10 protein-coding genes are annotated in these 12,162 nt (G+C 65.2%); 7 read left to right on the top strand and 3 right to left on the bottom strand.

The features are described 5' to 3' along the window. The first annotated feature begins 71 nt into the window (after positions 1–71). Entirely contained in the window at positions 72–1,742 is a 1,671-nt protein-coding gene (locus tag N6L26_RS03630) for a tetratricopeptide repeat protein (protein WP_263606687.1), read from the top strand. 40 nt (positions 1,743–1,782) lie between these two features. After that, positions 1,783–2,784, top strand: a complete 1,002-nt coding sequence (locus N6L26_RS03635; RefSeq protein WP_263606688.1) for a bile acid:sodium symporter family protein — start codon at positions 1,783–1,785, stop codon at positions 2,782–2,784. Here the strand turns inward: N6L26_RS03635 and N6L26_RS03640 are convergent. Further along, entirely contained in the window at positions 2,717–3,784 is a 1,068-nt protein-coding gene (locus N6L26_RS03640) for a DUF475 domain-containing protein (RefSeq protein ID WP_263606689.1), read from the bottom strand. The two genes, N6L26_RS03635 and N6L26_RS03640, sit on opposite strands and share 68 nt — an antisense overlap. Positions 3,785–3,803: 19 nt before the next feature. Further along, entirely contained in the window at positions 3,804–4,676 is an 873-nt protein-coding gene (gene panB / locus N6L26_RS03645) for a 3-methyl-2-oxobutanoate hydroxymethyltransferase (protein ID WP_263606690.1), read from the bottom strand. 129 nt (positions 4,677–4,805) lie between these two features. On the opposite strand from panB, the gene N6L26_RS03650 reads away from it, so the two are divergent. Further along, positions 4,806–6,236 (top strand): sodium-dependent transporter, encoded by a 1,431-nt coding sequence (locus N6L26_RS03650; RefSeq protein WP_263606691.1) that lies wholly within the window; start codon positions 4,806–4,808, stop codon positions 6,234–6,236. A 62-nt stretch (positions 6,237–6,298) separates the two neighbouring features. Here N6L26_RS03650 and N6L26_RS03655 read toward each other — a convergent pair whose 3' ends face one another. Continuing rightward, positions 6,299–6,784, bottom strand: coding sequence for a pyridoxamine 5'-phosphate oxidase family protein (locus N6L26_RS03655; RefSeq protein WP_263606692.1), 486 nt, complete (start codon positions 6,782–6,784; stop codon positions 6,299–6,301). A 142-nt stretch (positions 6,785–6,926) separates the two neighbouring features. On the opposite strand from N6L26_RS03655, the gene N6L26_RS03660 reads away from it, so the two are divergent. The 4 genes from N6L26_RS03660 to N6L26_RS03675 all read left to right on the top strand — a co-directional run bounded on the left by N6L26_RS03660 (position 6,927) and on the right by N6L26_RS03675 (position 12,056). After that, the gene (locus tag N6L26_RS03660) at positions 6,927–7,709 is read left to right on the top strand and encodes a hypothetical protein (protein ID WP_263606693.1); all 783 of its coding nucleotides are present in this window, start codon (positions 6,927–6,929) and stop codon (positions 7,707–7,709) included. Positions 7,710–7,774: 65 nt separating this feature from the next. Next, entirely contained in the window at positions 7,775–9,280 is a 1,506-nt protein-coding gene (locus N6L26_RS03665; RefSeq protein ID WP_263607244.1) for a DNA polymerase Y family protein, read from the top strand. 59 nt (positions 9,281–9,339) lie between these two features. Next, positions 9,340–10,584, top strand: coding sequence for a putative DNA modification/repair radical SAM protein (locus N6L26_RS03670; RefSeq protein ID WP_263606694.1), 1,245 nt, complete (start codon positions 9,340–9,342; stop codon positions 10,582–10,584). Further along, a complete protein-coding gene (locus N6L26_RS03675) occupies positions 10,581–12,056 on the top strand; it encodes a UdgX family uracil-DNA binding protein (protein ID WP_263606695.1) in 1,476 nt (491 codons plus the stop codon). Before N6L26_RS03670 ends, N6L26_RS03675 begins: the two co-directional genes overlap by 4 nt. The last annotated feature ends 106 nt before the right edge of the window (positions 12,057–12,162 follow it).

The raw sequence follows: 12,162 nt of genomic DNA on the forward strand, positions 1-12,162 counted from the left end.
TGATCGTAGCACTCGCATTTGCCCTTGCGACGCTGGGGGGATGTGATGAGGCAGCGTCGGACCGACCCCCCTTGGAGGAGGCGCGGTTCCAGCTGGCGCGGGGTGATGCCCTCGCGGCGCAGGTCCAGCTCGAACAGGCGCTCGCGACAGGCACTCCGCGCGCGGAGCTTGCCGCGCTGTTCGGCGAAAGCGCGCTTCTGACGGGTGACCTGGGCGTTGCGCGTGAGTGGCTCGGCCCGGGCGAATTTTCGGAAGACAGCAGCGCCGCTGGCTTCCAATTGCTGGGCCGTCTCGAAATGGCGGAAGGCAATCTACCCGCCGCCGGCGCCGCTTTCGACCGATCCTATCGGGTCGAACCGGACAATGCCGGGCTGTGGGTCGACATCGGGCGTCTGCGGTATCGCGGGGGCGAGCAATTCGAGGCCATCGCCGCAGCCGAACGGGCATTGCGGATTGATCCGAATGATGCCGAAGCGCTGCGCTTTCGCGGGCAACTCGCGCGCGATGCGCAGGGGCTTGAGGCGGGTGCCGAATTGCTCGGCAGGGCACTCGAACGCCAGCCGCAGAATACTGAATTGAGGGTCGAATACGCGGCCACGCTCGGCGATGCCGGCCGTGCGCGCGACGCGTTAAGGGTCCTGCGTGCCGAGGGTGGGCGCGCGGCCTCCACTCCGCGCGGCATGTTCGTCCAGGCGGTGATCGCTGCGCGGGGTGGAGATTTTCGATCGGCTCGCGACTTGCTCGCGCGATCGGGACTGGCGAGCGACAATGTCGCCTCTGCCCGTCTGCTGTCGGGGCTTATCGCGCTCAACGATGGGAATTACGCGAGCGCGGCGCTCACGTTCGCTCGCCTTCACCGGCGCCAGCCCGACAATCGCCGGGTCGGGGATTTGCTCGCCTATGCACTCTCCCGCAGCGGCGGTGAACGCGAGTTGGTGCATCGCTTCGCTGCGCCCGCGTCGAGTGGCGCGGGGTCGATCTACCTGCGCATGCTGGTAGGCAGGGCATACGAGGCGCTTGGCGAGCGGGAACGTGCAGCAAAATTTCTCGATCTGGCGGCATTTGGTCCGTCCGAGCTTGCGGTCCTGCCCGGCCTCACGCCGCGCGCGTCGCTTGCCGTCTCCCCTGACATGGGCGGGTTGGAGATACGCGATTACGTTCGCCATGCGATTGCTAGCGAAGACGCCGTGGCGGCCGTCGGCAGGGCCCGCAGTTTCGCGCAACGCTTTCCCGGCTCGGGCGATGCGCAGGCCATTCTCGGCGATGCAGAATTCGCTAGCGGCGACAAAGCTGCTGCGCGCGCGGCCTATGCACGATCGGCGCTGGTGCGGCGGTCATGGCCGCTGACATTGCGGCTCGCAGCGGCGCAGGAGGACGCCGCCGAGACCCGCCGTCTGCTCGAGAGCTATGTGCGCGACAATCCCATGAATGCAGAGGCCGCGGCGCTTCTCGCGGATGCTTTCGCGGCCGCAGGGGATTGGGAGCGCGCTGCGCAATTGCTCGATCATGCCATGGCTCTCGGAATGGCGCGCGTTCCGTGGGTTCTCGCTGCGCGCAGCATCGCTGCTGGGGAGCTCGATGATAGCGACGGGGCGCTCGATTACGCGCTCGCGGCGCATGAACTGCAGCCGATGAACCCGCTGGCGATTGCCGCCTTGATCGATGCGCTGCCCGAAAGCGAGGAGGCGGCAAGAAGCGAGCTTGAAACGAAACTGCGTTCCGTGTCGGCGAGCACGCGCTGAGGAACTCGACAAGCTTGCACGGTAGAGGCAAGGGCCGCGCATGACGCTCCGAACCGTTTTTGCCGATCCCATGGTGCGGATGCTGGTCGCCGCCATCCTGCTTGCCGCCCTCCTGCCCGCCACCGGTAGCGCGCGAGGCGTGGCGCAGGCAGTGGCCAATGCAGCGATTTTCATCCTGTTCCTGCTCAACGGCATGCGCATCGCGCGGCGCGATATCGCTGCTGGCATTGCTAATTGGCGGTTCCTGCTGCCGCTGGTGCTGTGGGTGTTCGGCGCGATGGCGCTGATCGGTGCCGCGCTGGCCGCATTGGGTCAGGGCTGGCTCGCCCCCTCGGTGGCGCTCGGTTTCCTCTACCTAGGGACGCTGCCTTCGACCGTGCAATCGGCCACGTCCTATACCTCGCTGGCGAAAGGCAATGTGGCGCTATCCGTAGTCGGGGCAGCGCTGCTCAATATCCTTGGCGTCTTCGTCACGGTGCCGATCTTCCTCGCGCTGGGCGGCAGCGGCAGCGGTGCCGTGGGCATGGACGTGATCGGCAAGATCATGTTGCTGTTGATCCTGCCCTTCGCAATCGGCCAGGCGCTGCAGGGGTTCACGGGCGCCTTCATCGCGGCGCATAAGCCCAAGATCGCTTGGGTCGACCGGATTGCTATTGCAGCGGCAATCTATGTCGCTTTCTCGGGCGCGGTCGAGCAGGGCATCTGGACCCGGGTCGATGGGCTGGACTGGCTAGTGATCGCGGCGCTGGTGGCGGCGTTCCTTGTCGCGGGAAATCTGGGCGCGTGGCTGGCGGGCGGCGCGCTGCGCCTCAAACGCCCCGATCGCATTGCCTTCCTTTTCGCTGGCGCGCAAAAGAGCGCGGCGGTCGGCGCCCCCTTGGCCACGATCCTGTTTTCGTCCGAAGAGGCCGGGTTCATTGTTATCGCGCTATTGCTCTACCACTTCTTCCAATTGGTAGTGGCAGCGCCGATTGCTAATCGGCTGGCGCAGCATCCCCCTGCGGATGACGCCGGTTGTAGCGCACCGACCACCAGAGGCTGAGCCCGATCAGGATCGCGCCGATCAGGCCGGTGATCGTTTCAGGGATATGCACCTTGGCCGAGCCTAGCATGATCCCGCCGAGCACGATGATCGCCCAGAAAGCCCCGTGTTCGAGGAAGCGATAGGCCGCCAGCGTGCCCTTGCGGACGAGGTGGATCGTCATCGAGCGGACGAACATCGCACCGATCGACAGGCCCAGCGCGATTACGATCATGTTGTTGGATAGCGCGAAAGCCCCGATGACCCCGTCGAAGCTGAAGCTGGCATCGAGCACGTTGAGATAGAGAAAGCCGCCCAGTCCGCTGCGCACGACCGCGCCCTGGAGCTTGGCTGCCTCTTCCTTCAGCTCGAGGATGGCATTGATGCCCTCCACGGCAATGAAGGTGACTAGCCCGAGGATGCCGGCAACAAGGAATGTCAGCGCCTCGTCGGGCGCGAGCGTGGTCGAGATGCCCCACAGCACCAGCAGCAGGAGCGCGATCTCGGCCGCGGGCAGCGCGGCGAACTTGGCGAGCTTGCGTTCGACAACCGAAATCCAGTGAACCTCCTTGTCGAGATCGAAAAAGAATTTCAGCCCGACCATCGCGAGGAAGGCGCCGCCGAAGCCGGCAATGCCGACATGGGCGGAGGACACGATCCGCTCATATTCGCGCGGATCGTTGAGCGAGAGATTGATCGTCTCGACCGGGCCGAGCCCCGCCGCGATGGCGACGATCGCCAGTGGGAATACGATCCGCATGCCAAACACGGCAAAGGCGATGCCCCAGGTCAGGAAGCGGCGCTGCCAGACCTCGTCCATTTCCTTGAGCACCGAGGCATTGACCACCGCATTGTCGAAGCTGAGCGATATCTCCAGCACCGACAGGACCGCGACGATCCACAGCAGCGATAGCGTTCCGGTAACCGAAGCCGTGCTGACCCAGCCGTACCAGACGGCGAGGCCAAGACAGAAAAGCGTGAAAACGAACGAGAATCCGTAGAAGCGCCAAAGCGTTGCCATGTGTAGAAAGGTCCTGGGTTCAGCGCTTGGGCTGGTAGGTCTGGTCTTCGGTGGGGAAGCTGCGCGCGCGCACTTCCTCGGCATATTGCACCACGGTCTGTTCGATGACCCCGGCGATATCGGCATATTTCTTCACGAAGCGCGGGACGCGATCGAACATGCCGAGCATGTCCTCGGTCACCAGCACCTGTCCGTCGCATTGCGCCGAAGCGCCGATCCCGATGGTCGGGCAGGCGACCGCCTGCGTCGCTTCGATCGCGATCGGTTCGAGCACGCCTTCGAGTACGATGGCGAAGGCCCCGGCCTCGTCCAATGCCTTGGCATCGCCGACGATCTTCTCCGCTTCGGCATCGCTGCGTCCGCGCGCGGCATAGCCGCCCAGCACATTGACCGCCTGCGGGGTCAACCCGACATGGCCCATCACGGGGATGCCGCGCTGGTTGAGGAAGGATACCGTCTCGGCCATCGGCTCACCGCCTTCGAGCTTCACCGCGGCGGCGCCCGATTGCTTGAGCAGGAAGGTCGCGCTCTCGAACGCCTGCTGCGGCGATTGTTCGTAGGAGCCGAAGGGCATATCGACCACGACCACCGAGTGGTAGCTGCCGCGCACCACGGCGGCGGCATGGTTGGCCATCATGTCGAGCGTTACGGGAATCGTCGTGGGCAGACCATAAATTACCTGCGCCAGCGAATCTCCCACTAGCAGGATGTCGCAATGCGCGTCGAGCAACTGCGCCTGCCGCGCAGTATAGGCGGTCAGCATCACCAGCGGTTCGCGCGTCTCGCCCGCGGTCTTGTGCGCGCGGATTTTGGGCACGGTCAGCCGTTTCATCGGCTGCGGTGTGGGGTTGGCGCGGCTGGTGCTCGTATCAAGCTGGAAAGTCGTCGACATGAGCGCCTCACTAGCAAGCGCGTGGACGATGGCAAAGCGAAGCTTGGCATCCCGCAGGATTGCGTGTTTAAGGACGCGCTTGTGACGCGCGTGCAGGGATCGCCGCGGTTGGAGAGGAACAATCTGAACATGGTCGCTACCACGACTTCGACGGGCGAGGGCTGGTCCTCGCGCAAGGCGTTTATCCTCGCGGCGGTCGGGGCCGCCGTGGGGCTTGGCAATATCTGGCGTTTCCCGACGCTGGCGGGTGAGAGCGGGGGCGGGGCCTTCGTGATCGTCTATATCGCCTGCGTATTCCTGCTCGGCCTGCCGCTGGTGCTGTCGGAAATCTTCATCGGCCGCGTGGGGCAGACCGATGCGGTCGGTTCGATCCGCCGCGTGGCAACGCAATCGCATGCCGCGCCGGGGTGGTCGATCGTCGGTGCGATCGGGGCGCTGGCGGCTTTCCTCATCGTAGCGTTCTATTCGGTCGTCGCTGGCTGGGTGCTCTATTACGCAGGCGTGATGGGGGCCGATCTCGGACAGGCGATCATGGCGGGCGACCCGTTCCGCGGCGCGCTGGCAGGCGAAAGCCGGGAGCAGATCCAGCAACGGCTGGGCGATATGTTCGCCAGCCCGGGTCTGCTGCTCGGCATGCACTTGCTCTTCATGGGACTAACGCTCTTCATCGTCGCGCGCGGAGTCAGCTCGGGGATCGAGAAGGCCGCGACCTATCTCATGCCGGTGTTCTTCGTGCTGCTGTTCGGCCTCGTCGTCTATGGCGCGATCGAAGGCGATATCGGCGATGCGGCGGCGTTCCTGTTTACCCCCGACTGGTCGAAGCTCACCCCGCAGGTGATCAACTCGGCACTGGGCCAAGCGCTGTTTTCGCTGTCGCTCGGGGTGGCGGGGCTGATCACCTATGGCTCCTACATCAAGGAAGGCAGCGGGCTCGGCCCCACCGCCGCAGTGATTGCAGTGGCGGATACCTGTGTCGCTTTGCTTGCCGGCCTGATGATCTTCCCGATCGTCTTTGCGGTCGGGCTCGATCCGGCGGCCGGGCCGACGCTGGTGTTCCAGACGCTGCCCTTCGCATTCCAGACCATGCCGGGCGGGGCGCTGTTCGGCTTCCTGTTCTTCGTGCTGATCCTGGTTGCGGCGGTCACCAGCTCGATCTCGCTGCTCGAAGTGCCGACCGCCTACGGAATTGGCGAGCGCGGCTGGAGCCGGCCCAAATCCGCGCTGATCTTCGGTGCGGGGTCGTTCCTGATCGGGATTGCCTGCCTGCTCGGCTACAATGTCTGGTCCGATGTCCGGCCGCTGGGTTTCTGGAGCCTGTTCGCGGAAACCGATATCCTGGACACGGTCGACGGGTTCACCGGCAAGGTCATGCTGCCCGTCGGCGCGCTGCTGACCTCGATCTTCATCGGGTGGAAAGCGGACGAAACGCTGCTGCGCACCACCACCGGCCTGTCGCCCTGGGCCTTCGGACTGTGGCGCTTCCTGATCGCCTGGCTGTGTCCGATTGCGGTTGCGGTTATCCTGGTGACCGGCTTGTTCCCGAGCGTGCTCGGCAATTGATACGACAAGGGCCGCTCCGGTGAGGAACGGCCCTTGGTATTCGCTTGGGGGTTGGGGTCGGCCTAGATGTCGACCTTGTCCGCATGCTGTTTCTCGGCTTCTTCATGCACGGTCATGCCGAGCGCCATCTTGGCGGTGTTGAGCAGGCCGAGGTCGCCATTCCAGATTTCGGCATCGCCGAGGTCCATGCGCAGGAAGGCGATGTCGGGATCGTTCTTGCCGCCATCGTACCAGGCCTCGACGAAATTGTTCCAGAACTGGTCGAAGCGTTCCTGGCTGGTTTCGCGCGTCAGCGTACCGTCGAAGCGGGCGAACAGTTCGTGGCCCTTGCTTTCGAAGGTTGCGGTGGCGCGACCGAGCTTGACGAAATCGCTCTTGGTATGGGTGAAGAACCAGATCGAGCTGTTGGCATCCTTATCGAGCTGCGGGCTCATCGGCACCGCGGTCGCGCTTTGTCCGTCGAGCTGAAGGAACAGGAAGGGCGAGTCGGCCAATGCCTTCCAGAATTTGGTCTTGAGTTCGTCGGGGTTTCCTGCGGCGTGTTTCATGGTGTCTCCTTCAAAGGGTGTTGCCTGACCAATGGATGAGGCGGCGGTTCGGTCCCGTTCTGCGACGACGGGAGAACCCGCTGCGCCGAATTGCGAATCGATCCGATATGGAACATAGTAGGAACACACGAGTCGTTCCCCTATGTCCCAGCCCGATCTTGCCTCCCTGCCGCTCATGGCCTTCGAAGACGTCGCCGCGCTATCCGCGCGGCGCAGTGCGCGCTGGCGTCTGGGCCTGGCGGCAAGCCGGGGGCTGGCACTACACAATGAAGTGTTTGCTTCCTCGCGCGAGGGGGCAGGGGCGGGTGCCGCGCTGGCGCTGGCGCTCGACGACTGGCGCACTTTGCCGCGCGGCGATGGCTGCGAGGCGCAGGACCGGCGCAGCGTGCTGTGGGTTCAGACGCGCGAAGCGGCGCGGCGTGCAGGGCGGCCCTATCGCGCCGGACTGCCAGAAATGTTGCAGGGACGGGTGATCCATGTGCTCGCCGAAAAATGCGAGGACGCGCTCTTCGCACTTGAGGAGGGGCTGCGCTGCCGCGACCTCGCCTTCGTGGTGGGCGAGATCGCGGGCAATCCCAAGGCGCTCGACTTTACGGCCTCGCGCCGCCTGACGCTGGCGGGGGAAAAGCATGGCGTACCGCTGTTCCTCGTCCGGATCGATGCGGCGCGCGACCTGTCCTCGGCAAGGATGCGGTGGGAGGTCACCTCTGCTCCTTCCGCCGCGCCGCACTGGAATGCGCAGGCTCCCGGCCCGCCGCGCTGGCAGGCCGAACTGTTCCGCGCCCGCGCGCATGCACCGGGCGAATGGTTGTTGGCCGAAGAGCAGGGCGATCTTACCGCGAGCACGGCCCGCAGTGCAGATGACGCAATGCTTGGCAATTGGACGGCGGGATTGCGCCAGCGGCATCCGCTGCTCAGGGCGTGAGTACGCCGCAGAAGGGTGGCTCCTGCACCCGCCGCATCCTGTCGATCTGGCTCCCTGCGCTGGCGATGGATCGCTGGCGGATGGTGACGGGCGAGCAGGCTGAGGCGTTCGCCGCCCGGCCACTGGTGCTGGTCGCCGATACCGCGCATGGACCACGGATCGAAGCGGTCAATCGCGCCGCTGCCGAGGCTGGGGCGCGAGCGGAAATGATGCTCGCCGATGCGCGCACGCTGTGCCCTGAAATCGCCACCGCGCCGAGCGATCCGGCGGGCGATCTCGCCTTTCTCGAGACCTTGGCGATCTGGGCGCAGCGCTGGGGGCCATGGTCAGCGCTCGACCCGCCCGACGGGCTGCTGGTCGATGTGACTGCGGTGGCGCATCTCTTCGGCGGGGAAAGCCTGTTGCTCGCCGATGTGCAGCAGGCCTTTGCCCAGCGGCAGCTGACGGTTCGCACGGCGATTGCGCCAACTGCCGGGGCCGCCTGGGCGCTGGCGCATCATGGCCGTGACGGCGCTATCGTCGAGGGAGACGAAGCGATCGAACGCGCTTTGTCCGATCTGCCCGTGGCTGCCCTGCGGCTCGACCAGGATGTGGTGACCGTGTTGCGCCGGCTGGGGCTCAAGCGGCTAGGCGAGATCGCGACTTTGGGACGCGATGCGATCCAGCGACGTTTCCGCAACCGCAAGTCGCCTGCCGCCAATCCGCTGGTTCGGCTCGACCAGCTCCTCGGCCGCGTCCCCGAACCGCTGCTGCCCGTGGTTCCGCAACAGGTGCCGCTGGTCCAGCGCCGCTTGCTCGAACCGATCCGCCATCGCCAGTTGCTCGACCAGGTGGTGCAGGATCTGGCGCAGGACATGGCGCGCGTGTTGGAGGGGCAGGGGCAGGGTGCCCGGCGTCTGGAGCTCGGTCTGTGGCGAGTCGATGGCGAAGTGGTCGTCCGCCGTCTGGAAATGGCTGCCGCCACCCGCGATCCGGCGCATATCGTGCGGCTGTTTGCCGCCCGCCTCGACGATGTGGACGCGGGTTTCGGGATCGAGATGCTGCGCCTGCGCGCCAGCTGGGCCGAACCGCTCGCGCTCGAACAGGGCGATATCGAAAGTGCGGCGGAAACCCAGGGTACCAGCCTTGCCGCCTGTATCGACCGGCTGACCGTAAGACTCGGAGCCAAGGCCGTCAGCCGTCCGGTGCCTTTTGCCAGCCATATCCCCGAGCGTGCCCAGCGCTGGCAGCCGCCGCTCGAACCCGAAGCCGCCGCGCAGGGGCAGCTCGCCTTTCACACGCGGCCGCTCAAACTGCTCGACAACCCCGAAAAGATCGCGGTGCTCTACGCCACGCCCGACGGCTATCCGCAGCGCTTCCGCTGGCGCGGGCAGGTGCACGAGGTCGCGCGGGTCGAGGGGCCCGAACGCATCGCGCCCGAATGGTGGCGTGAACGCGGGGCTGCGCGGCTGCGCGACTACTACCGCATCGAGGATGGGCAGGGGCGCCGCTACTGGATCTACCGCATGGGGATTATCGGTGACGGGCGCGGGGGGCCGCCCGACTGGTACCTGCAGGGATTATGCGCCTGAATCTGCGGCGATACATCATTCGACATTGCAGGATGGTGTATGGAACATATAATGAACATATGGCCATGCAATCGATCCTCCAGAAGCTGGAAATCCTCGCCGATGCGGCGAAATACGATGCCTCCTGCGCATCCTCGGGCACGGCCAAACGCACCAGCATGGGCGGCAAGGGAATCGGTTCGACCGAGGGGATGGGCATCTGTCACGCCTATGCACCCGATGGCCGCTGTATCTCGCTGCTCAAGATCCTGCTGACCAATCACTGCGTGTTCGACTGCCATTACTGCGTCAACCGGAAGAGCTCGAATGTGGCACGCGCACGGTTCACACCGCAGGAAGTGGTCGATCTCACGCTGTCCTTCTACCGGCGCAATTATATCGAGGGGCTGTTCCTGTCCTCGGGCATCGTGAAGAACTCGAACCACACGATGGAACAGCTGGTAGAAGTCGCCCGTATCCTGCGGGAAAAACACGATTTTTGCGGGTATATCCATCTCAAGACCATTCCCGAGGCAGATGCCGAGATCGTCCACCAGGCGGGGCTCTATGCGGACCGTGTATCGATCAATGTCGAACTGCCGACCGACAGCGGCCTCACCCGGCTCGCCCCCGACAAGGATGCGCGGCAGATCGAAGGCGCGATGGGCAAGGTCAAGAGCGACATAAGCGAACTGAAAGACGCCAGAAAGCGCTTCAAGCATGCGCCCCGGTTCGCTCCCGCGGGTCAGTCGACGCAGATGATCGTCGGCGCCGATGCCGCGACCGATGCTGACATCGTCGGCAAGGCCAGCCGGCTGTATGACAATTTCCGCCTGCGCCGCGTTTATTACAGCGCCTTCTCGCCAATCCCCGATGCCAGTGCGGTGTTGCCGCTGAAGCGCCCGCCGCTGATCCGCGAGCACCGGCTCTACCAGTCCGACTGGCTGATGCGGTTCTACGGCTACAAGCCGGCCGAGGTGATGCAGGCGACCGAGGCGGACGGGAACCTGCCGCTCGATATCGATCCCAAGCTCGCCTGGGCATTGAAGTTCCGCGAGCAGTTCCCGGTCGACGTCAACCGCGCCACCAAGGAACAATTGCTGCGTGTACCCGGGCTTGGCGTGAAGGCGGTGGGCAAGATTCTCGCCAGTCGCCGCCATCGCAATCTGCGGCTCGACGATGTGGCGCGGCTGACGCTGTCGGTCAGCAAGGTGCGGCCCTTTATCTGCACCGTCGACTGGCGCCCCATCATGCTGACTGATCGCGCCGACCTGCGCAGCCTGCTGGCGCCCAAGACCGAGCAGCTCGAGCTGTTCACCGCATGACCGCGCTCCAGCACGTCAAGCTTGGTACCTATCATGTGGTCCATTTGCCCGAACCGGACGATTTCGAGTTCTGGCGCGAGCGGGCGCGTACACTGGTGCAGTGCGATGTCCCGCCCGACCGCATCGCCTGGGTCGAGCCGGGCGGCAATGGCGATCTGTTCGCCGCCGCTTCGTTTCCCGGGGGTGACCGGCGCATGCCGGTTCCGTCCGGCGATGCCGCTCCGGTGCGCGCGAGCAAGCGTTTCGTGACGCTGGCGCGCAATGCCATCCTCCATTCCGACCCCGAACGGTTCGCGCTGCTCTATCGGCTGCTGTGGCGGTTGCAGGCGAACGGGCGGATCATGGAGGACAAGGCCGATCCCGATGTCCGCCGGGTGGAGGAACTGGCCAAGAACGTCCGCCGCGACAGCCACAAGATGCACGCCTTCGTCCGTTTCCGCCTGGTGGAGGACGAGAACGAGGACGAGGAAGCGGGCGAGCATTACGTCGCCTGGTTCGAACCCGATCACCATATCCTGCGCGCCAATGCGGGTTTCTTCATGCGGCGCTTTGCGAATATGCGCTGGTCTATCCTGACTCCGCGCGGCTCGCTCCACTGGGACGGGACGACCATGTCCGAAGGCCCGCCCGCCGAGCGGTCCGATGCGCCGCAGGGCGATCCGACGGAGGATCTGTGGCGCAGCTATTACGCCTCGATCTTTAATCCCGCGCGGCTGAAGATCGGCGCGATGCTCAAGGAAATGCCCAAGAAATACTGGAAAAACATGCCAGAGGCCGCGCTCATCCCCGAGCTGGTGGCGGGCGCGCAGAACCGCGAGGCGCAGATGGTCGACAAGGGCAAGTCGCTGTTCGCGGACGGGCTGGAGGACCGGCCCGATACGCTGGCGGCGATCGACAAGGCGATCCATGCCTGCCGCAAATGCCCGATCGGCCAACTCGACAACCATGCGGTGATGGGCGAAGGGCCGGACGATGCTGCGCTCATGATCGTCGGCGAACAGCCGGGCGACCAGGAGGATCTGGCGGGCCGTCCTTTCGTCGGTCCCGCCGGGCAATTGCTCGACGTGCATCTCGAGAAGGCCGGGATCGAGCGCAAGCGCGCCTATGTCACCAATACGGTGAAGCACTTCAAATATGTCCAGCGCGGCAAGCGGCGGTTGCACCAGAACCCCGGCGCGAAAGAGATCGACACCTGCCGCTGGTGGATCGAGAGCGAGCGCGCGATCGTGCAGCCCAAGCTGGTGCTGGCCATGGGTGCCAGCGCGGCGCGTGGGATGCTGGGCAAGACGGTCAGCATCACGAAGGTGCGGGGCAGCCCGATCATGCTCGAGGATGGCAGCGAGCTGTGGGTCACCGCGCATCCTTCCTACCTGCTGCGGCTCGATGGGCCGGCGCGAGAGGAACAGGCGCGCCTGTTCGATGCCGACCTTGCCGCGGTGCGCACACGGTTGGCGCAGCTTACGGCCCCATGAAACACGCAATTTCCCTCGTCACCCCCGCGAAGGCGGGGGTCCAGCCAAGCTTTCGCCAAGTGGCGAGGGTGGATGGATCCCTGCCTTCGCAGGAATGACGGCAGCC

This window comes from Qipengyuania sp. SS22 (genome assembly GCF_025736935.1).
Classification (GTDB): Bacteria; Pseudomonadota; Alphaproteobacteria; order Sphingomonadales; family Sphingomonadaceae; genus Qipengyuania.

Coding starts and splice junctions, on each gene's coding strand:
- N6L26_RS03635 (WP_263606688.1), top strand. CDS start 1,783: ATGACGCTCCGAACCGTTTTTGCCGATCCCATGGTGCGGATGCTGGTC.
- N6L26_RS03640 (WP_263606689.1), bottom strand. CDS start 3,784: ATGGCAACGCTTTGGCGCTTCTACGGATTCTCGTTCGTTTTCACGCTT.
- panB (WP_263606690.1), bottom strand. CDS start 4,676: ATGTCGACGACTTTCCAGCTTGATACGAGCACCAGCCGCGCCAACCCC.
- N6L26_RS03650 (WP_263606691.1), top strand. CDS start 4,806: ATGGTCGCTACCACGACTTCGACGGGCGAGGGCTGGTCCTCGCGCAAG.
- N6L26_RS03655 (WP_263606692.1), bottom strand. CDS start 6,784: ATGAAACACGCCGCAGGAAACCCCGACGAACTCAAGACCAAATTCTGG.
- N6L26_RS03660 (WP_263606693.1), top strand. CDS start 6,927: ATGTCCCAGCCCGATCTTGCCTCCCTGCCGCTCATGGCCTTCGAAGAC.
- N6L26_RS03665 (WP_263607244.1), top strand. CDS start 7,775: ATGGATCGCTGGCGGATGGTGACGGGCGAGCAGGCTGAGGCGTTCGCC.
- N6L26_RS03670 (WP_263606694.1), top strand. CDS start 9,340: ATGGCCATGCAATCGATCCTCCAGAAGCTGGAAATCCTCGCCGATGCG.
- N6L26_RS03675 (WP_263606695.1), top strand. CDS start 10,581: ATGACCGCGCTCCAGCACGTCAAGCTTGGTACCTATCATGTGGTCCAT.